The sequence below is a fragment of the Photorhabdus antumapuensis genome, from assembly GCF_020387775.1.
In the GTDB taxonomy this organism is placed as follows: Bacteria; Pseudomonadota; Gammaproteobacteria; order Enterobacterales; family Enterobacteriaceae; genus Photorhabdus; species Photorhabdus antumapuensis.
Genome location: NZ_JAHZMK010000024.1, coordinates 139880 through 159851, shown reverse-complemented (window position 1 = coordinate 159851; position 19972 = coordinate 139880). Strand labels below are relative to the sequence as shown.

20 protein-coding genes are annotated in these 19972 nt (G+C 42.9%); 3 read left to right on the top strand and 17 right to left on the bottom strand.

Annotation, left to right across the window (positions count from 1 at the left end; all coding sequences use genetic code 11):
- Positions 1-7: 7 nt before the first annotated feature.
- From KZ793_RS10380 to KZ793_RS10305, 16 genes are all read right to left on the bottom strand, one after another.
- The gene (locus tag KZ793_RS10380) at positions 8-631 is read right to left on the bottom strand and encodes a DotU family type IV/VI secretion system protein (protein ID WP_225815265.1); all 624 of its coding nucleotides are present in this window, start codon (positions 629-631) and stop codon (positions 8-10) included.
- Positions 628-2025 carry a type VI secretion system baseplate subunit TssK gene (gene tssK, locus KZ793_RS10375; protein WP_225815264.1) on the bottom strand — a complete coding sequence of 466 codons (1398 nt, stop codon included), beginning with the start codon at positions 2023-2025 and terminating at the stop codon, positions 628-630. The genes KZ793_RS10380 and tssK overlap by 4 nt, the downstream gene beginning before the upstream one ends.
- A 12-nt stretch (positions 2026-2037) precedes the next feature.
- Complete coding sequence (locus KZ793_RS10370; RefSeq protein WP_225815263.1) at positions 2038-2691, bottom strand: type VI secretion lipoprotein TssJ; 654 nt, start codon at positions 2689-2691, stop codon at positions 2038-2040.
- A 22-nt stretch (positions 2692-2713) separates the two neighbouring features.
- The gene (gene tssA, locus KZ793_RS10365; RefSeq protein WP_225815262.1) at positions 2714-3781 is read right to left on the bottom strand and encodes a type VI secretion system protein TssA; all 1068 of its coding nucleotides are present in this window, start codon (positions 3779-3781) and stop codon (positions 2714-2716) included.
- A gap of 13 nt (positions 3782-3794) precedes the next feature.
- Positions 3795-4094 (bottom strand): PAAR domain-containing protein, encoded by a 300-nt coding sequence (locus KZ793_RS10360; protein WP_225815443.1) that lies wholly within the window; start codon positions 4092-4094, stop codon positions 3795-3797.
- Positions 4094-4690 carry a DUF6931 family protein gene (locus KZ793_RS10355; protein WP_225815261.1) on the bottom strand — a complete coding sequence of 199 codons (597 nt, stop codon included), beginning with the start codon at positions 4688-4690 and terminating at the stop codon, positions 4094-4096. The genes KZ793_RS10360 and KZ793_RS10355 overlap by 1 nt, the downstream gene beginning before the upstream one ends.
- Before the next feature lie 34 nt (positions 4691-4724).
- Positions 4725-6650: a type VI secretion system Vgr family protein gene (locus tag KZ793_RS10350; protein ID WP_225815260.1), complete on the bottom strand. Its 1926-nt coding sequence runs from the start codon at positions 6648-6650 to the stop codon at positions 4725-4727.
- 24 nt (positions 6651-6674) lie between these two features.
- On the bottom strand, positions 6675-7631 hold the full coding sequence (gene tssG / locus KZ793_RS10345; protein WP_225815259.1) for a type VI secretion system baseplate subunit TssG: 957 nt from the start codon (positions 7629-7631) through the stop codon (positions 6675-6677).
- Positions 7622-9433, bottom strand: a complete 1812-nt coding sequence (gene tssF, locus KZ793_RS10340; RefSeq protein WP_225815258.1) for a type VI secretion system baseplate subunit TssF — start codon at positions 9431-9433, stop codon at positions 7622-7624. The genes tssG and tssF overlap by 10 nt, the downstream gene beginning before the upstream one ends.
- Before the next feature lie 4 nt (positions 9434-9437).
- Positions 9438-9881: a type VI secretion system baseplate subunit TssE gene (tssE, locus tag KZ793_RS10335; protein WP_225815257.1), complete on the bottom strand. Its 444-nt coding sequence runs from the start codon at positions 9879-9881 to the stop codon at positions 9438-9440.
- A gap of 44 nt (positions 9882-9925) precedes the next feature.
- Positions 9926-10420: an Hcp family type VI secretion system effector gene (locus KZ793_RS10330; RefSeq protein ID WP_225815256.1), complete on the bottom strand. Its 495-nt coding sequence runs from the start codon at positions 10418-10420 to the stop codon at positions 9926-9928.
- A gap of 56 nt (positions 10421-10476) precedes the next feature.
- On the bottom strand, positions 10477-11958 hold the full coding sequence (tssC, locus tag KZ793_RS10325; RefSeq protein ID WP_225815442.1) for a type VI secretion system contractile sheath large subunit: 1482 nt from the start codon (positions 11956-11958) through the stop codon (positions 10477-10479).
- A gap of 95 nt (positions 11959-12053) precedes the next feature.
- Complete coding sequence (gene tssB / locus KZ793_RS10320) at positions 12054-12503, bottom strand: type VI secretion system contractile sheath small subunit (protein ID WP_225815255.1); 450 nt, start codon at positions 12501-12503, stop codon at positions 12054-12056.
- 681 nt (positions 12504-13184) lie between these two features.
- A complete protein-coding gene (locus tag KZ793_RS10315; protein WP_225815254.1) occupies positions 13185-14171 on the bottom strand; it encodes a phage tail protein in 987 nt (328 codons plus the stop codon).
- A gap of 326 nt (positions 14172-14497) precedes the next feature.
- Positions 14498-14914, bottom strand: a complete 417-nt coding sequence (locus tag KZ793_RS10310; RefSeq protein ID WP_225815441.1) for a type II toxin-antitoxin system VapC family toxin — start codon at positions 14912-14914, stop codon at positions 14498-14500.
- On the bottom strand, positions 14914-15168 hold the full coding sequence (locus KZ793_RS10305) for a type II toxin-antitoxin system Phd/YefM family antitoxin (protein ID WP_225815253.1): 255 nt from the start codon (positions 15166-15168) through the stop codon (positions 14914-14916). Before KZ793_RS10305 ends, KZ793_RS10310 begins: the two co-directional genes overlap by 1 nt.
- A 277-nt stretch (positions 15169-15445) precedes the next feature.
- Between KZ793_RS10305 and KZ793_RS10300 the strand changes: the two genes are divergently transcribed.
- The 3 genes from KZ793_RS10300 to KZ793_RS10290 all read left to right on the top strand — a co-directional run bounded on the left by KZ793_RS10300 (position 15446) and on the right by KZ793_RS10290 (position 18661).
- Positions 15446-15718 (top strand): CopG family ribbon-helix-helix protein, encoded by a 273-nt coding sequence (locus KZ793_RS10300; protein WP_118984895.1) that lies wholly within the window; start codon positions 15446-15448, stop codon positions 15716-15718.
- Positions 15706-15996: a type II toxin-antitoxin system RelE/ParE family toxin gene (locus KZ793_RS10295; protein ID WP_225815252.1), complete on the top strand. Its 291-nt coding sequence runs from the start codon at positions 15706-15708 to the stop codon at positions 15994-15996. Before KZ793_RS10300 ends, KZ793_RS10295 begins: the two co-directional genes overlap by 13 nt.
- An 814-nt stretch (positions 15997-16810) precedes the next feature.
- Entirely contained in the window at positions 16811-18661 is a 1851-nt protein-coding gene (locus tag KZ793_RS10290) for a polyurethane esterase (RefSeq protein ID WP_225815251.1), read from the top strand.
- 105 nt (positions 18662-18766) lie between these two features.
- On the opposite strand, the gene KZ793_RS10285 is transcribed toward KZ793_RS10290, so the two are convergent.
- On the bottom strand, positions 18767-19744 hold the full coding sequence (locus KZ793_RS10285; RefSeq protein ID WP_225815250.1) for a helix-turn-helix domain-containing protein: 978 nt from the start codon (positions 19742-19744) through the stop codon (positions 18767-18769).
- Between the last annotated feature and the right edge of the window lie 228 nt (positions 19745-19972).

Below are 19972 nucleotides of genomic sequence, written 5' to 3'. Positions count from 1 at the left end.
TCCGAGTTTACCGGCCAATACTTAATAAATAGACGGTAAGAAAAATATAAATTAATGTAAGAGATGACATGAATAATATTAATTTTCTGCGCCATTTATGATTGGGGCGATTATTTTTCAGCTTATTATCGAACCTATTCATTAATCGGTGATTTTCTAACGAGAGATAACCACGCAACGTATCAGGAAGATTATTTAATTCTTGCTGGATAATATTGTGTAATTCCAGATTATCACGTTTGCCATAACGACCATAAAATCCCGCAAGCAGACAAAAAACATAAACTAATCGAACCTGATAATTATCCGGTACTAACGCAGCAAGACGATCAAAAAACGTATTTCCGCCCAGTTCAGCGTCATAAAGCTCTGCCTGCAATGATGATTGGCGCCAAACGCTCAACTCTTTCTGACCTGCACACAGAATAGCTTCGTCTGCCCAAACTACCACGGTGAAATTTGCTTCTTCGATATCTTGCGCCCCATAACCCTGCAAACGCGCCCTATTCTGTGCTTGTGTCAATTCAGCTAATACGGCTTGCCGCAGTGTTTCCGCTTGATTCACCTGCTGCTGGATCATGCGTAATACGCAAGTGAATACTGGAATATAACAATCCAACAACTGCATCATGATGCTCTCACTATAACGATTTCTGTTTGTAAATCGTCTGGCGCATCTGCCCAATGCACCGCCACACGTTTACTATCTTCTACCTGCCGCCACAACGCACCGCGGTTTTCTACCCGGAAATAACGGGTATTTGTCCGGTTAGGTAAACCATGTGGCGCAATTTCCTGGTAGTACAGACGTACACCGGGCAAAGCACGATTAATAATGCTGTCGATCTGTTCCGCCGCCGCCAGTTTAATCAAGCGATCGTCAGGAATTTCCCGCTCGCGATGGGTAAAGCTGTCAGAGCGCAGCACCAAATAGAGCCGTTGCTGTTCATTGACGCCCGTTGCATTGAAGGCAGCATGATAATAACCGTGGCTTTCCTGTTGCAGAGGGATAACGGTGTTCGGTTCCAGCACCAATGCATTAAGCAAATCGGCAATTGTCTGTTCACAACTATTAAGCGTTAGCGCCAAATCCAGATGCTGATATTTCTCCAGTATTTCTTCCTGCCCGTTCCACTGGCCTAAAAAGGAGCAACGGTCGGTAAAACAGGAAAGCTCGCTGATCAGTTGGCGTAATAATCCAAACATCTGTAAGGGATGAACATCTCTCGCCTCCTGAAAATGGTGCAACTGCACGACATAACGCGCCAGAGTCCGTAGTGTCAGCAATAATGTGCTTTTTTCTTGGGTATAAATTTCCCCTTCCAGCGTTTGCGGGCGTTTCAACTCTTCCAATTGATGGACCCGCCCGGTTAATTCCTGACAAAGTTGAGCAATACGTTGGCCCAGTTGTGGCACGGCATAGAGCGTTAAACATGGCGGTAGATAGCGGTTATCCAGCGCAATACCGTCACTGGTGCAATGCAGTTGGCCCACCGGTAATAATGTGTAACCCGTTGCCTGAGCAATCTCATCGTGCAAGAAAAAACGTAAGTTATAGGTCAGTTGTTGCACTTCTGCTTCCGGGCCCTCGCCAAAAGCATCCCGCATACGCTGTTCTTGCGGCCATGTTACCCAACGACTGGTGATATTACCGACACTGTTGGCATCCGTGATACCGGTGACGTTACTCTGATTGTGGCTGAACATACGCAAGCCAACATAAATGCGCTGTGGTTTGTCTCGTACCCGCCAGCAATCCCGCAATGATCGGGCGCTGAGTACGCTATTGACGTCACAATCCACGTAACAACCATCGGGAAAAATAAACGCGGCATGATGAACACTCAGTATTTCATCACTTAGCGCGGCCAGATTGAATGCGAGTTTCACCACACCAAAAGCATAAGGCTGAGTCAGTAACTGATAACGCCCTTGCCAATATTCATTTTGCAATTCATGGGCTTGAAAGTGTTGTGGCTGTAAATATAATCCTGAATACCAATATATCGGTTTATGTTCAAACATAGTGTTACTTCCTCAACGAACTTCGGTCACGGCTGAATTTTCTGCCGTTTGTCCGGGGAAAATCACCTCATCTCCGGTGTTGCCTGCGGAGAAATCACTGCGAATAATGGCGTAACGCCCTAGCGTCAGATTAATGCGCATGGGAACAAATTCAGCGCTCCAGGATCTATTCCACCAACCATGTTGCTCAAGGCGCAGCGGCAGTGATAATACTCGTGTATGAGGACTATCTGGCGCCGGGTAATAACCCGCAATTAATGCGATATAACGCGCTTGTTCTGCTCTGTCGATATGTAAAGATACCGATTGCCCCGGCATCATTACGTAATTATCCAACTGTAATATATGCTCTGTTGCACCAGTGCCAGCAAATAAATTGCGTAATAACACCGGATTAGCCAGTAATTTATCTAATTGTTCACGTTTCTCCGCTTGAGCAATTAATATTGTGCAACTGTTTGATATGTTATTAAAAACATTCAGTTGCGGAACCGCAGTTATTCTTAAGTGAATGGCATTGCTGGCATAAATTGGTTTGGCTTGTTCAATTGCCTGCAAGCGTTTTTCATCGTTGGAAGTAGAATGACTGCAACCATTTATTAAAAGAATCATCGTCAATATTAAAAAACGGCGTTTAATGACGCTATAAGAATTTATGTTATTCATTTTGCTCTCTATTTATTCCCGATCATTTTATCACGCGCATAATTTCCTGTAGCGCGGAGGTATTTTCTGACATCATTTCTTCCAGCCATTCGGCCATGCCCATATTAGCCCAACGTGCTGCTCGTTCGATTAAATAAGGCACTGGGCTGGTAGGTTCATTTTGACGAAAATAATTGGCGATATTGATCAATTGTCTAATGGCGATAGCTCGCATTTCATGGTGCGCCCGACTTTCTGTTAAAAAAACCGTATTTATGTCATTGGGTGCATTTTCTCCTGCCACTATTTCTTCATTGCTATATTCCTGAGTTAATTCCGGGGTCACCATTTCACGAAACCGTTCGAGTAAGGCCAGCAGATCTTGCAACCGCTGCGTACTGGCACTCATGCTGTTACCGGCATCTGGCAACAGGCTCGCCATGATGTGTTGCAGTTCTGCCAATGCTTTGCTGACCTGTCCAGTCTGTACCAGTAGTTGGTTAAATCGTTCGGCTGGCGTAGTGCGAATACTGCCGTCACATTCAGCGATACCGAAATAACCGTCACTGATCAAGGCACTGCGTAATTCACTATTAACGGCAACGCGTTGTTCAAAATATTGCACCCGTTGCCAAATGTTTAGGCTCAATTTGCCATCATCGGTTAGTGTTAGATTGTCCAATTGTTTCACCAATTGCTTATCTAACCAGCTCAACCGACCAAGACGGGCATCCGCACTGTTTGTCTCTGTATCATCTAACGGCGGGTAAAGTACCGGCCAAAAAGTCTCCAGTAGACGGGCAAGTAATGTGATACCGCCATTAATACCTTCCAGGCCATACAGTTCCCCTTGTGCCTGGGTTAGCCAGCAGGCTATTTGCAAGTCTTTACTCTGTTTTTCCAGTACCTCTTGGCACAACGTTGAAACTCGCATCCAATCAGCCTGACGGGTTGCATACCCCCATGCGTCGTCCCGGAGAAAATCATCGTCGGTTTCGCGTGCGGCATTTATCTGTTCAAAAATAGGTTCGTATTCGATATCGCACCCCGCTGGTTTGTCAGCAGCAATGGGCTGTAAAAAACGCGCGATATCTGTTTGGGCTAAGTTCACAGTGGCTTCCATTTCAAGCAATAATCACCAACGGGTAGCCAGTGGTAATCGTGCCGCCATGTGCGCACAGATCGCCGACTCTGGCCGCAGGCCGTCCACCGATCAATACTGTTGGGCTGCCCATGACCACGGTATCCGGCGGCCCGACGCACACCAACATTGAGCCCATTGTTGCCGCTGGCAATCCACCAATCAGCACTGTCGGTACACCTGGCGGCATAATCGGTCCGCCTACATGTGGCACCGGAGGTACCGCAGGCGACACCATTGGACAAATATGCATATCACCCACACGGGCGGCTGGCATTGGCATCATTGTTCTCCTGATAATATGGCTTCATGGTACAGATAGTTTTTGCATCCCTGATCCTGTGATGGTGTCAATTGCCTTAGTTGACCGTGTGCCAGTTGGATAAATTGCTCAACGTACCGCATTTGTCGTTCCGGTTGTTCGCCATAAACGTGCAATATCAGGCACAACGTATTGGCTAATGCCGCCAGTGACTGCCACGGTTGTGGATAGACCGCTTCCAAATCCGGGGTGGTCATGCTGCCTTCACTCCAAAAAACGGAAAGCACCAGACATGAGATTGGGTTATCGAACCCGACTGTTTGTGCCTGTTCGAACAATTCATGACGCAGAGGATCTCCACCATCAACCCGCCAGCGTCGCACTTGCTGCAACAGCAATCGCTGTTCTTGCAACAGATCGCGTTCATAAACGCAGGAGATAAATGTCAGTGCCAGCTCCAGAGCCTGAGTGTAAGGCAACATAAAAATGGTGTAGCACACCGCGTCTTGCCACAACATTTCCTTATTGAGCACCGATAGATTCTGTTCATGTGCCGCGTGTTGTTGTAGTACCAATTCCGCCTGTGGCGAAAGTTGGCAGTGTCGTAATTTAACCATGACTACAAACTCTTATTATTCATTGATCCTGCTATTAACCAATCTTGGTCAAAGTTCCTTTCACCATAGCAATGCCAGTCGCATCCACCTGAACAATGCCGCCTTTTAGCTGTGCCATTGCACTGCCTTCTACTTTTACCGTGGTTCCGGTTAGTTCCGCCATGCCGCCGCTCTTCAACGCCAATTTTCCCAAGCCTTCTACGGTGACAGATGACGCTTTGATGGTGATCCCGGACGGGGTAATCGATAATGTGCTGGCACCGACTTTCAGTTCAATGCCCTGATTTGCCGTAATCGTGCATTGCTGACCCACATTGATTTTGGCGTTGCCTCTGGATACCGCCATCTCATAGCTGCCCTCGCTCAAAATTAATGTGTCGTTGCCCTTTTTAATTTGGGTATCGCGCTTTTCTTGAATTTCCCATAACACGTTGCGATCGATCTGCGCCGAAAAGTCATTTTTCACTTTCAGGCGCATATCTTTTTGTGAGTGAAGCAAAATAAATTCTTCACCTTTCTTATCTTCGAAACAAAATTGATGTCCTTGCTGCACCGTGCCTTTTGTACTACTGCGCGTCGCAATCCCGCTTTGGGTTTTCTGTTTCGGCAACGTGAATGGCGGCATTTTTACTCCGTTATAAACCGTTCCGGTTACCAGTGGGCTATCCGGGTCGCCATCAATAAAGCTCACCAATACTTCATTGCCCACACGTGGCACAAATTGGGCACCAAACTTTGCACCATTCCAGAACTGACTCACCCGTATCCAACAGGAGCTGTCATCATCTTTTTTATGTTCTTTATCCCAGTGAAACTGGATTTTGATGCGTCCCTGTTCATCAGTATGGATCTCTTCTGATGTCGGCCCTACCACCAGCGCGGACAATACGCCGGAAATGTAGGGCCGCGTAACAGAAGGATGCGGGCGAAATGCTTTATTCGCCGGGAATAAGGTCACTTGAGACGAAAACAGTAATTCGCCTTCTTCCAGGTTGTTCTCTGCTTTTAATTGCTGGTGGCCCACTGCATAACGGCCATCGGCACTGGTGTGCCCTTTCAGGGTAAACTGATGCCCCACTTGTAAACTGGGATAATTGTTAACGGCACGTGTGTAATAGGACTGTGATTCCCATTGTTCCATGCACAGCGTTGCCTGTACTTCCAGTTGATTACGTTCCTCCTGACGTCGATCATCATAGATAGAAAGCTTGGGATTGGTAGAATAGCCGCTGTTCGCCTTGGCGCTGGCACTGATTGCCGCGGCACTTTTAACGTTATAACCATTCATTTCCGCCGTACCTGGAATCATTGTGCGATGAATATGCCAGGCGCGGAGCCCATAACCCTGCTGATCACCTACTTTCGATTGATAGGGCAATACCGCTAAGGGAGCGTTAATAAACGTTGAAGGGTGATCTGCTAATACCAGTACGTGCCGTCCCTCTTCATGGCGAAAGAAATAGAAAATCCCCGCTTGTTCCAGTTGACGCGTTACAAAGTCAAAATCAGATTCTTTGTATTGCATACAATATTCAAGCTTCGGATAGCGGCTTTTTAGCGCCAGTTCAACGTCGTTAAACCCACGTTTACGGAAAATATCACATACCATATCCGGCACACTGATGCGCTGATAGACGCGCAAATTATGAGTTAATGTCAGCATTTTCAGCCAGGGTTCAATACGTGCTTGATAACAAAACTGGCCGTCTCTAAAACCTTGTTGCTGCAATTCAGTCAATAGGCCATGCACAATGCGGTGATTCGGCGCTTCACCCAGACGAAATGCCAAAGGCTTACCGATATGAGACTCCAACTTATCCCAGTCTGCATTGGAATAGAGCTGAGCAGAAAATGAATAAGGCCGCGACAGGTGCTCTTCACCCTCTATTTTGTTCAGTGCCACAATATCTGACAGGCTACCAATAACCTGTAAAAAACGATTCTTTTGCCCTAACAGCATCTCTTTATTACCTGAATTTTTGGTTTAATTTGTGTAAGGACCCGTACATTCAGCCAAATAGATACGCTGAATATTGCTCTCGCCGGTATCCCCCAAACAACCATCCCACCCCAACTGACGGCTGCCATTTAATACATTGCCTTGCCCACTATGCTGTACCAACAATTCCAGTGAAAAGGGGAGCAACGGTCCGGCAAATTGCCACACCCATTGTGTCAGTTTGCGATATTGTTCATTTCCCGGCATAAAAGCGGCTCGCCGCCGAGCGGCAAACGGCCCCAACTGAATATGAAACCCGGATTGAATATCCCAATAAGCGCGACCCAGCATCGGGTTATCGCCTAATAAACTGCGGCCAAGACAGCAACAATGCGCCTGTTCAGCATATTGCCAGCGCCCTTTAAAAGGTTGGATGTTGATCGCCATACTAAATTCCCGTTGCAACAGATGTTGCAAATTCACCATTGAGCGGACTGGTGTTGCCAATAATCCGACACAAGCTGGATGAGAGCGCTGTATTTTGTTTTCCATCAATTGACCGGCAACCGCTGGAATGACTGCCGGTAAGGCCCGATGGGTTTGTAACTCTGTATTGATATATAACCGGTATTTCTGCCATGCCTGAAAACGCAGGCTAAGCAGACGATGAGTAAAAATATCAATAAATGCCTGAGCGGATTCGTCGCCATAGCGGTAACGCCTGTCAATCAGCCATTCGGTATAACGCAACGGTAATGCGCCAAGGGTTCCTAATAAACCAAAGTGATGTACCGCCATGCGATACTGCTCATATCCCTCTTGTGGCGGTAATAGCGACTCGACTTCCCTTTCTGGCGCATCTAATGTCAGTACAGAGCTGAATTGCACCACATCATCAGGGGTGATTGCCGTTTCTCCACGTCGGCGACAACGTTTGAGCAGACGACGGACATTTTGATAAAAACGGCCGCCAGCTAAACGTATCTTGTTTTCTACAGCCATGTCAGTCTCCCACAGCGACGAGGCCAACGGTGAGTACTGTTATTAACCGTCTCTAGCTGTGTTACAGTCTGCGTGAAGCTGTTAATCGGCGCATACATCGCGATAAAACGTTCTAACAGGCTGCAAAACAGATAAAAATCCACAAATTCCCCTGCTTGTGCCTGAAATGTCAGTGCCACCTCCAGTCCACGCGCCAGAGAATAAGGGTCGGCGGGATTCAGGCGTGCACTCACTGGCGCAATAGCAACCTGTTGTAATTGTGCAATCAACCGCGATATAGCTGGATCGCCAAGCAGGTTGTAGAGTTCTAGCGTCTCTTTTAAGCACTGAACACCCTGCGGACCATTCAGTAGCATTTGGTTCAAATTGAGTTGCGATACCAACCGCCAGTTCAATGCACTATTGGGTTGTGGACGTACCGGCAATCGAGGACGGATCAATCCCAGAATTTTTACCCCTGGCAATGCGCTTTCTGATTCGAAATCACCATCAGGATGACCGTTGCTCAACTGCCGCGGTATATCACGGTTGGTACAGGTCAGGTTCAGGACCACCACATCGGTTTCGGGTTTCAGGTGCTCACCACTGCTATCAGAGAAACCGATGAACATATTCATCCCCAGATCGTTATGTCTGAGTGAGGGACGCGGCGTAGCCTGCCAAAATAACGGGAACTGCTCATCAGACCGTGTATGTTCAATACCAAATAATGACGGTACCGGCTTGGAACTCAATTGTTCCTGTTGACGACTGACAATCTCGACTTGATCGATAGTATAAACTTCCATACTTTGTGGGCGACGCGCATCTGGTTGAACCAGATATTCATGTTCCGTTTCTAGCGGAATAATGGGTTCCGCCTGATGAGGAAACAGATTAATTATCGGCACGCAATTTAGCCGGAAGGTTTCGTTGCTGACTTTATCGCTCATACGTTCAATACGGCGTAATGCGACGCAATCCTTAAGCCGGAAACGATATTGCAGCTTGCCTGATAAACTGGTGATCAAACCGGCATCCGGTAACGGAATATCCAGGAATAAGAACTTTTCAGGAAAACTGAAATAGTCACGAAACAAGTGATGAATCGGGTTTATTAATGCATCATCAGCGCATAAGTTATCTTGCTGATCGAAGCCTACCACTTGAACACTCTGGTTATTCAGGTTGAATGTACGTTCGCCCAACCGACATTCCAGTTGCTTAACTTGCGCCGACAACAATTCATACAAACTATGAGTCAGCACTGGTGCGCCATGTAAGTACAACCGGATATGTTGCGTCTGAAAGCTGGCGCCCGGCCACAGGGTAAAACTTAGCGTTAAGATAAAGTCCCGATCATAAGGGTCTGGTATCAGTTCTGCGTGCGTTAAATCTAATGGCAACATTTCCAGCGGATATACGGTGCGGAAACGACAGATCACATCACCTACCGGTTGAGAAATCAACGGGGTATGCCGCGCTACCGTCATCATTCCGGTCACACCGGATGCTAATGGGTCCTGTTGAAACTGCACCAGCGATACCGACGGTACCTGACGTAGAAATTGTGGCGCCAGTACTTCCAACATGGCGTTGCTGAGTTCTGGCATATCTTCATCAATCCGCTGATGGATTTTTGCTGTCAAAAATGCAAAAGATTCCACCAGCCGTTCTACATGCGGATCTTCTGAAACACCTTCCGCGAACCCAAGACGTTTGGCAATTTTGGGAAAACGCTGAGAGAAAGCAGCGCCATATTGTCTTAAATAACTCAATTCCCGGTTGTAATAAGTCAGTATTTTTTGTGGTAATAACATCATCTTGTTATTTATCCCATGAAATTGAATAGGTATAGGCGGTACTGTTCCATGAGATAGAAAACACCACTTGTTCGTTGAAGAAAATTCCACTTACCCAGAAGGTAATATTTTCTGGCGTGTTTTTTTGTAATGTAATAACGACATTTTGCAAACGTGGTTCGAACCAGGAAATAGCTTGGTAAATATTATTGTTTAATGCATCAATACGTTCATCATCGGAAATATCCACATTAATGACATCGGAAACGCCATAATTTAAAACTGATTTCGGTAACTCACCAAATAAAGGGGAAATTTCAGAAATCGGTCTTGATGAAAATAACATACTCAAATCATAAATCAGGCTTTGTACAACTTCCTGACGTGACCAGACAAGTGTGATACCCCGTTTTTCATCTTGTGGATAATCATCTTTCAGGCGATGGAGTAATGAAGGTTGAATCATCATATTTTTCCGGTTAGAAATTGCCGGCCAAAGGCCGGCAGTAAAAATTACTGTTTCTTGTTCTCGATAAGATCCCAACCTTCTGGACCGACTTTGTTGCCTTCATCGCCATTTGGGTTGAGTGGTGTGAATGTCCATTTAATTTTGGAATAGGTGATAGAAATCTGTTCTTGTGGGAATGTACCGCCACGTGTACAGGTTTCATGAATATCAGAGATGATACATTCTTCCATTTCGATTTCCGCGTAAGGGTGCATTTCCCCTTTGAAAATCGTACAGATTTCCAGTTTCACTTTCTTAATCGCGGTACCTTGTGCCACGGCAGACAGTAAGCCAATAGAACTGGTATCCATCACCTTCACACAGTCAATGGTACGGAAATCCGCTGAACCAGCGGTAATTTTACGTTTACCACTGTCTGCAATACGTGCGTGGTTAAACACACCAAAATTGACATGCTCCAGCTCAATCCACTCTTTGTGTTTGCTGTCGGTACTCTCACCTTTAATACTATCAATTTGTAAAAAAATTGAAGAACTCATAATTAACTATTCCAGTTAGTTGTAATAAATAGGATAAATATTAATAAATAGAAAAATTAGGCCATTGATGACGGCGGTAAATCAGCCACCAACCGTAAAGACATACTTAATCCTTCTAATTGGAAATGCGGCCTTAAATAGGCCACAGCCCGATATGTTCCCGGTGAGCCGGGGACTTCAACAACATCAACTCTTGCTTCCCGTAATGGGTGACTTGCTTTTATTTCTGCGCCAACAGTATCAGAGCCAACAATATATTGGTTGATCCAATTTTGCAGATAAGATTGACATTCTCCACGGGACATAAAACTGCCCACTTTGTCACGCACAATCATTTTTAAATAATGGGCGAAACGAGATGTTGTCATAATATATTGCAATTGGATTGATAATTTTGCGTTGGCATTTGCCAAGTCAGAATTATATTTTCTCGGCTTATTCGGTGACTGCACCGAGAAAAATGCGGCATAGTCAGTCCCTTTATAATAAACCAGAGGAATAAACCCTAATTCTGCTAACTCTTTTTCACGGCGATCAGAGATGGCAACTTCGGTTGGGCATTGCAGCATCTTTTCACCAGATACTGAGGAGTAATGATGAGTTGGCAATGCCTCGACCAATCCTCCGCCTTCCACTCCACGGATCGCCGCGCACCAACCATACTGTTCAAATGCCGCTACCATACGTCCCGCCAGTGCATAAGCGGCATTAATCCACAAATAACTGCTGCTATTCCCTTCCCTTACCTGCTCTTCAAAACAGAATTGCTCAACCGGGATGGTTTTTGCTCCGTAAGGCAAACGACCAATCACCCGCGGTAAAGTCAGGCCGACATAACGGGAGTCATCAGATTCCCGGAAGCGTTTCCAGCGCAGATAATCGGATGTGTTAAATAGTTTGGACAAATCACGCGGACGTGGTAGCTCACCAAAATCATTCAGCCCCAACATGCCCGCATTGACTGAACTGATAAACGGCGCATGGGCTGCCGCTGCCACGTGAGAAATCTGCTCCAGTAAGTAAAGATCTTCCGGGCTGTTATCAAAGTCAAAATCACCGACAAACGCTGAATAAGGTTCACCACCAAACGTACCGTATTCATATTCATACACATTTTTAAACAGCATTGACTGATCGAAATCCGATGCCGATTTAAAGTCTTTAATCAAATCGGTTTTCGTCGCGTTCAACATACGAATCTGAGTGTTATCTGTTTCGCTTTGGTCAAGTAATCCTTTAAGCCCTACCCAGGAAGATTCCAGACGCTGAAATTCCGGGTGATGCAATACCAGACTCAGTTGAGCGGACATCAGCGCATCAATTGCTGCGATACGTTCCTCAATGCTGTTTACCAAATCGCCGGAAACCACCAATGAACCGGAAGTGACTTCGGCCAGAAACTGGTCGAGCTGGCTTTTTACCCGATCACGATCTGCTTCCCGACGAATGGCTTGCGTGTTATCAATAATCTGATCAAGAAAATCACCACTTGTTTCCGTCGTTTTCAATTCTTGTTGTTCAACAACGCTCTGTTCCATGCTGTCCTCACTGTGCATTGTTATTTTCCGGGGTATTGTTATTTTCCGGAGTGACGTCATCTGCTGTCTTTTCTGTGGCGGCAGTTTCTGCTTCTTCATTTACCTGCATGTTCAGCCAGAATTTCCGCCAGACGGTCACGCAATTTTTCATTGCTCAATGCACGGCCTTTTAGGTCACTGAGTTTGCCGCGTACCTCCAGTAAATTGCGCAGCGGTTCTACCTGCTTCGCTAAATTCTCAGGGGCAAAGTCAGCCATTGATTTAAATTGCAAATCAATATTAATAAATCCGCTCTGACCCGGCAGCGCACTTTCAACCTGTAATTCCAATGAGGGTGATAAACCATCCATCACTGCATTAAAATTATCTTTATCAATATGCATGAAACGACGGTCACGCATGGGAATAGATTGCTCAGCAAATTGCCCAACAACACCAATAACCAAAGGCAATTCTTTTTTCTCGACTGCGCCGCCTAATTCAACATCATAAGTAATCTGAACTCGGGGCGGTCTGACTTTATCAAGCTTACGTTGAGTATTCATGGCACCTTTTACCTTTATATATGACAGGAAGTGCAAACTTACTTACGTTAAACCGCACCAAACCTGATTAAATAGCCGAATAATAGGATGAGAAATAAATGGAGAGATCAATTAATACTATTTATACCCTTCATCTTTCAAGCTGCTGCTTTGTTGGCTGCTTTCACTCACCCCAGTCACATAGTTATCTATGCTCCTGGGGATTCGTTCACTTGCCGCCTCGCTGCAACTCGAAATCTATTAGGTATATAGCAAGTAAATATGCTGTGACGCATTTAATGATATTTAAAATCCACCGTATTTCGGCGGGGAATAAGTTCTCATGAATATTAACTTAATACAATAGTCTCATGGCGAAATATAATATCGGGGATTTTATATTATTTTGTAACTGATTGTATTTATAATGAAAAATTAACGAGATACATTATGGTAAAAATACACTTTCATACTTGTCTTATTTTTCACACCATCGTTTATAACAATGAGAATCTGACGAGTCAGAAAAATAGAAATATAGATTGAATTAGGATTTAATTTAACTTGTGAAGTAAAATAAAATACTTTACGAGTTTTTATTGAATCAAAGCGCTGACTAAAAAACAGCGCCTTATTAATATTTGACGATGGTAAAAATTTAATGCTATTATATTTCAGTATTTAAGATATATTCTGATATTATTATTCCGCCTTTACGATATAGTTAAAGGCGATATTTCGTGGCCTTGACACTCCTATATAGTTATAACTTGGAGTGGTATTGTAACCATTAACTACGGAAGCAAATTTTACGGCTAACGAAATACTGCTAGGTTGTGGAATATCCCATTGTAATTTTGTGCGATCATTGCGTGCTAAGGCATAAACATAATCATTTTCACCACTATGCAAATAAGACCCTTCTTGCCATGACAATAATGAACGAGATGGATCTATCCCTTTACCATCATCCCAACCACGAATAAATTCACCCCTTAAATCGGGTAATCTGCCATCAGGATAAGCTTCTGCTAACTTTGGGTACTGTGATCTATTAAAAGCTGCACCGCTACAAGTGAAATAACCAAAAGGTGGATGAGGCAACGGCCAAGGAATAGGAGAACCAACAGGAATTTCACTGGTTGCTTTAATCAGTCGATCTACTTCTTCTCGAGTGTATACTTCCGCACGAGTATATGCCCCCACATCACTTGCATTAAGATTAATATCCTCAGTCAACGCTTTACCATTTATTTTCCGGCTATTGGAGACTTTGCCATCAATATTTCCACGCAATGAATTGACGATTTCCTGTACCAGCTTTTGTGTCACTGCCAATGTCTCATTATTGCCAGTTTCATTGGTCAATTGAACAACGCCTTTTTGTGTTAATGAGGCATTGGGAATTTCTGCTGTGACTTTTTGTTTTAACGCTTGATTTAATTTGGCAGTGAGTTTAGCTATATCCCCATCATCTAGAACATCATCGCTAGATTGTGTTGCGATAAAATTAGCCACCACAGAGGCTATTGTTGATGATTGGCGTAATGCCTTATTTAATACATGTGTAGAGATATTTTCTGGTGGAAACCCTTCCTGCAAACTCTTATCTGTTTCATATTTTTCTTGACTTACCACATTAGCATTATTACTAATAGAAAAAGCTTTAAAATCATTTTTTTGGCTCATATACCCCTCTAAATAAAATAATTTTCTTACGTAATCAATATATTAAATTATCGTGCAGATAACTTTATCCATTGGTGCCAATCATAGTCTAGTTCATAAAAAGAATAATGGAGTGTTTTTATAACTTACAGGGTTAATTATTTTTGTATAAGGAGTGAATAAACAAATTGATGTATATGAATTATTATTTCCCTATTTTTCTGAAAAATTAATTTATATGACATTAAGTTTGAAATATGAAAACGTTTTTATTTTTAATAAAAAATCAATATTCATGTTTATTTCCTGCTTAGTATAAACATGAATATTTAAATATTTCATCATCCTTAAACCCAGGGGTTTAATATTGGCACGCCGGTCAATTCAAAATCAATCACATTTCGTGTGACGACAGTCATACCATGAACCAGCGCGGTTGCGGCGATAAGTGCATCACGCTCTGAGCATGGATCAGGAACATTCAACCGGGCACACCGCTGAGCCACAGCCGTATCTACTGGTAATATCCGTCCAGTAAATTCCGGTACTACATGGTGGTTAAACCATGATCGCAATAATGCCCCTTGGGTTATGTCTCGTCGTTCAATCTGTAAGATGCCGGTTTCCAGCTCCATAATGGTAATGACTGATAGGAAGAGCTCTGTTGCGTCAACACTTTCAGCCCATGCAGCTACACCGGCATTAGCCTTACCCGCTCGAACTTTCCGCAGTTCGGAGACAACATTCGTATCAAGAATATACATCATGAGAAATTGGCTGGACGGCTATTGATGGAAACACGTGGTGGATTGAATTCAATATCTTCAACACCAGGCATTGTTAAAGCATCAGCGATATTTCGACGCTGTTTGGTGATTCGTTGATATTCTTCAATGGTTAGCAGGACATGTGCCGGTTTGCCACGATCTGTGATGAACACTGGACCGCTTTTAGCCGCCTTCTTTGCTCTGCTGACGTCTTGATTAAGCTCCCGACTCGATAAGGTTGTGATTGACATGATACACCTCGATATAATAGCTAATTTATGTAGGTACGTTACTACATAATGCTAGAGGGCGCAAATTTTAGTCATTCATCTTCTTCCTCCTTTTTGCCTTCTGGCTCGTGCAGCTTTAAGTTTGGCTTGCGTCCTTTCCCTTTGTTAGATTACGTTCAAGTTCAGCCAATGCTCCAACCAAGTGAAAAACGAAGGTTTTCTTTACCTGGTAGCAAAGCGGAGATTTCATGATATAGTATTAAAAGGTATTACCTTTTAATATATAAGGTGGAAGAAAATGGCAACCTCAGTAAAACTTGACGATAACTTGAAAAGCCGGATCCAGTATTTGGCAGAAGTGCGACATCGTTCCGCTCATTGGATAATGCGTGAAGCTATACGTGACTATGTAGAGCGTGAAGAAAAACGTGAATCTTTCAAACAGGATGCATTGCGTGCTTGGGAAGCATATCAAGAGAATGGACTACATCTGACGTTTGAAGAAGCGGATGACTGGTTAGCTAAGCTCGAAGCAGGAGAAGATGCGGAGTTACCAGAATGCCACGTTTGATTTGGTCTCCGTCTGCTCTTGCTGATATACAGCGGCTCTATGGTTTTCTTGCTAAAAAAGACAAAGACACTGCTCGTCGAGCCATTAAAGCAATACGGGCTGGCGTGAAAACGCTGGCACGTCAGCCTGAAGCAGGACGCCCTGTTGATGATATGGATCCAGCATTCCGAGAATGGCTTGTTGATTTTGGAAGTAGTGGCTATATCGCCTTGTACCGGATTGGGGATGAAACAGCAACAATTTTTGCTGTACGGCATCAAAAAGAGGTCGGATATTAACATTAGATAGATGACGGCTAATAAGAAATAATCACCATCACCGGTTTTATCACCAATTATTTAACCGGCTGGAGCACAGTAACTAATATATCTATTAGCCGATTTAAGATGAATTTTTGGATATTTTTAATAATGTTTTCATCATGGCTATTTTAATCATGACAGTCTCTGAATTTAAACTTGCGATATGATTTAAAGTAATCATTTTATTTTATTGAAACATATAAAAGTAATTTAACCATTTGTTTTAAATGAAAAATTAATCATTCGTGAGTTTGTTATTAATGAGTTTATATTAATGGTGTAATGGAAAATTATTTTAATAAATGGAGAGTGAATATCAACACCATGAATTAATTTGTATTGAATTAATATTCAAGAACGTTAAGGAATTATATGGAGTAATGGGTTTTAATTATCTTTCTTTAATCAATTAAATTAAGTGAATCAGCAATAAAAATTTTCTACCACAATTCACATATCTATATTTTTCAAGAATATTAAATGGAATCATCTTTCTTTATCATGTCATGTAATATAGTTATTCATTAATTTAGTTACTTTTAAAAACTATCAATAGTGATAATAGGTATGTCAGCGTATTTATTATCACCCGCGAGACCTCTTAGCATATAAACTAAATTTATTCAATTTAATATTTGTAAAAATATTAAATTTTCATTATGGCTCACTAATTTATAAATTTTTAGATAATTACTCTTTAAATGATCTGCGTCAATCTATACTTACCTAGTTAGTTAATATTTTTAGAACACTTTTTTAACTTTATTTTAACTTAATAAGGATATGCATCATGGGTGTTTTTCAGTACAAAGACTTTGATGACAATACTTCCAAAGAGTTATTTTCCGACGCAAAAACTATCGCCGGGTATGCTTACCATAATCTGGGCAGCGGATTTGCTGAGGGGTATTACAGTTATGGTTTTGGTTTAGGGATGCCATTAACGTTGCTGACCGCACTTCTCGGCAGCACGACATCGCAGGGCGTCACACCTAAATTGCCTTGGAATCCGGACGCAGAAAAACAGGCACAAGATAAACTCAATGACTCAGGATGGTTTACTATCAGTGCTGATGAGTTAGGTTATCAGGGAAAAACGGATGCCCGCGGTACTTTTTTCGGCGAAAAATCAAGTCATTCCACTGCTCAAGCAGAGGTAATGGGAAAATATGATGCTGATGGTAATTTGATTTCTATTGGCATTGCGTTTCGCGGTACGAGTGGTCCTAGAGAGTCAATTATTACCGATACATTTGGCGACGTTATGAATAATGTGCTGGTGGCTTTAGGTAAGAAAGACTATTCGAATGACTACGCGCCAAACGCTTTCGGCCGGCTGCTGGACCATGTAGCCAATTATGCCAAAGCTCACGGTTTGACGGGCAATGACATTGTGGTTAGCGGCCATAGTTTGGGTGGGTTAGCTGTGAATAGTATGGCGGAGTCTAGCGATACGAAATGGGGGGGATTTTACTCTCAGTCGAACTATATCACTTTCGCTTCGCCATCACAGTATGAGAAAGGTAATAAGGTGCTGAACGTGGGATACGAGAATGATCCCGTATTCCGCGTATTAAACGGCACCAGCGTTGATTCATTATCAGCGGGAGTTCACGATACACCAAGGGACTCTGCGACAAATAATATTGTTAATTTTAACGATCACTATGCATCAAACTGGTGGAATGTGTTGCCCTTCTCCATTGCTAATGCGTCAACCTGGGTTTCGCATGTGACGCCATTTTATCAGAGTGGTATGCAACGTATTATGGAGTCAACGTTCTACGACTTGACTCATAAAGACTCTACTATTGTTGTCAGCAACCTTTCCAATGTCACCCGTGAAAATACCTGGGTGCAGGATTTAAACCGGAATGCTGAGAAACACACTGGTAGTACTTTTATTATCGGTACTGACGGCAACGACCTAATTAAAGGTGGTAAAGGAAACGATTATCTGGAAGGGCGCGACGGCAATGATATCTTCCGTGATGATGGAGGATTTAACATTATTGCCGGTGGGAAAGGTCATAATACCTTTGACTTACAGAAGTCACTAAAAAATGCGGAAATAGCCTATGACCAGGCAGGGACATTGTATATGCGTGATGCACAAGGCGGTATCACCATTGCTACAGATATCTCGGCTATAAGAAGTAAGGAAAGTACCTGGCTGTTTCTGACTAAACAGGTGGATTCTCAAGTCAGAGCCGATGGTTTGTATTCTAGCCGTGGATTGACGAAATACGCCAATTCAGTCACAGGCAACGATGGGAATGATACTCTGACTTCTAAAACCTCCGGTAGCTGGTTGTTCGGTCTGGATGGTGATGATACGTTGATCGGCTTCGGCAACAGAAATGTCTTCGTCGGTGGTGAAGGTAACGATGTCATGAAAAGTCAGGGTAATAACAATACCTTCCTGTTCAACGGTGATTTTGGACAAGACATTATTTATGGCTACAATAAGACTGATAAACTGGTGTTCCTGGGTACTGAAGGAAGCAGTGATAAAAGTAGTTATCTGGATCATGCTTCTATGGTGGATAATGATCTGGTGTTTACCTTCGGACAAAACTCAGTCACTCTGGTTGGCGTCAGCATGGACAGCTTATCGGTAGATAACATAATACTGGCATAACATATAAATCATGCGATATCCCTATTCATGAAGTGGCCATGTCAAAATGGCCATCTTTTTCTAGAATCAACTGAATAGTCAGCATTACAAAACAGAGATTTTCATTTATTTTCCGACTACGATATTTTCTGTTAATAAAGTGTGACCAACGGCATATTTCGCCTGCCATGCTTTAGGATTGATCAAATAATGTTGCCGGAAGCGTTTAGAAAAATGGCTTGGGCTGGAGTAACCCACCGCGGTAGAAACATCAATGACACTCATGCCTTTTTTCAATAAATCTTCTGCGGTCGTCATGCGGACATTTTCCAAATATTGATGGAAAGTGCGAAAAACAACCGCACGAAATCCCTCTTTTAATTTGCGTTCATTTAAACCAACTGCTTTTGATAATGACTTTATTGTCCAAGGGTAATGATAATCACTGTTAATTATTTTTATGGCATTATAAACGGCGCGACGTTGTAAACCGTTGATCATATTATATTGACAATCATAAATTTTAGACGCCACACAAGCGAGTATTTCTAATGCTTTTGCCTTTAAATAAACCTTTCTGACATTGCCACTTAATTGGCACTCTTCTATTTGATTCACTATCTGCATAAATGGTGGATAGATAGGACATGCCATCATCAATGCATGATTGTGACTGGCGTTCTTCTCAAAACCTGCTGATAATTGAGTAAAAGGGGGTAATTCCTGAGCTTCAATTTCGCTCAATGAAAAACGAATATCGAGAATATGCCATGATCCACGGCCAAAGAAGTTCATGCCTCGCGTCATTTTAGGTGCATGGAAAAATATCATCATTCCCGAATTAATATCTAATGCATCGCCATTTTCAATCGCCATTTTCCCTCTCCCATTTAAAATGAACGCAATTGATACCGTTGGCGGTCCTTCACAATATTCTGTGACATCCTTGTTGAGTTCAAAGCGCATCCGGTTTATGTGAATGCCGTCAGATAATTCCTCAATCAGTAAAGGTGTATTTGTATTATTTTTCTCTGCATGTGAATGCATGCAATTGCAATGGTCAGCCGTGAAAACTTCTAGTTTTTTACTATAGATTGTCTTCATGAGATCCCCTGTAAAATTAGCATCAGCACCAGTTAAAAATTGTTTCCGTACTTAAAACAGTATTTTTTGTATATTAAAGACATTATATTTTTATTGTATATATATATTCGGATTGTAAATATCACGCAATTTATCATTAATGATAATCATTATCAATAGTACGTAATGCGCTACTTTTGTCCCTATTCCGTTAGCTATGGCTGATTACTATCGATAGTCTCCCGTTAT

What these genes read in the sequence shown, in the direction of transcription:
- KZ793_RS10380 (WP_225815265.1), bottom strand. Translation starts at nt 631, where the DNA reads ATGATGCAGTTGTTGGATTGTTATATTCCAGTATTCACTTGCGTATTA.
- tssK (WP_225815264.1), bottom strand. Translation starts at nt 2,025, where the DNA reads ATGTTTGAACATAAACCGATATATTGGTATTCAGGATTATATTTACAG.
- KZ793_RS10370 (WP_225815263.1), bottom strand. Translation starts at nt 2,691, where the DNA reads ATGAATAACATAAATTCTTATAGCGTCATTAAACGCCGTTTTTTAATA.
- KZ793_RS10360 (WP_225815443.1), bottom strand. Translation starts at nt 4,094, where the DNA reads ATGCCAATGCCAGCCGCCCGTGTGGGTGATATGCATATTTGTCCAATG.
- KZ793_RS10355 (WP_225815261.1), bottom strand. Translation starts at nt 4,690, where the DNA reads ATGGTTAAATTACGACACTGCCAACTTTCGCCACAGGCGGAATTGGTA.
- KZ793_RS10350 (WP_225815260.1), bottom strand. Translation starts at nt 6,650, where the DNA reads ATGCTGTTAGGGCAAAAGAATCGTTTTTTACAGGTTATTGGTAGCCTG.
- tssG (WP_225815259.1), bottom strand. Translation starts at nt 7,631, where the DNA reads ATGGCTGTAGAAAACAAGATACGTTTAGCTGGCGGCCGTTTTTATCAA.
- tssF (WP_225815258.1), bottom strand. Translation starts at nt 9,433, where the DNA reads ATGATGTTATTACCACAAAAAATACTGACTTATTACAACCGGGAATTG.
- tssE (WP_225815257.1), bottom strand. Translation starts at nt 9,881, where the DNA reads ATGATGATTCAACCTTCATTACTCCATCGCCTGAAAGATGATTATCCA.
- KZ793_RS10330 (WP_225815256.1), bottom strand. Translation starts at nt 10,420, where the DNA reads ATGAGTTCTTCAATTTTTTTACAAATTGATAGTATTAAAGGTGAGAGT.
- tssC (WP_225815442.1), bottom strand. Translation starts at nt 11,958, where the DNA reads ATGGAACAGAGCGTTGTTGAACAACAAGAATTGAAAACGACGGAAACA.
- tssB (WP_225815255.1), bottom strand. Translation starts at nt 12,503, where the DNA reads ATGAATACTCAACGTAAGCTTGATAAAGTCAGACCGCCCCGAGTTCAG.
- KZ793_RS10315 (WP_225815254.1), bottom strand. Translation starts at nt 14,171, where the DNA reads ATGAGCCAAAAAAATGATTTTAAAGCTTTTTCTATTAGTAATAATGCT.
- KZ793_RS10310 (WP_225815441.1), bottom strand. Translation starts at nt 14,914, where the DNA reads ATGTATATTCTTGATACGAATGTTGTCTCCGAACTGCGGAAAGTTCGA.
- KZ793_RS10305 (WP_225815253.1), bottom strand. Translation starts at nt 15,168, where the DNA reads ATGTCAATCACAACCTTATCGAGTCGGGAGCTTAATCAAGACGTCAGC.
- KZ793_RS10300 (WP_118984895.1), top strand. Translation starts at nt 15,446, where the DNA reads ATGGCAACCTCAGTAAAACTTGACGATAACTTGAAAAGCCGGATCCAG.
- KZ793_RS10295 (WP_225815252.1), top strand. Translation starts at nt 15,706, where the DNA reads ATGCCACGTTTGATTTGGTCTCCGTCTGCTCTTGCTGATATACAGCGG.
- KZ793_RS10290 (WP_225815251.1), top strand. Translation starts at nt 16,811, where the DNA reads ATGGGTGTTTTTCAGTACAAAGACTTTGATGACAATACTTCCAAAGAG.
- KZ793_RS10285 (WP_225815250.1), bottom strand. Translation starts at nt 19,744, where the DNA reads ATGAAGACAATCTATAGTAAAAAACTAGAAGTTTTCACGGCTGACCAT.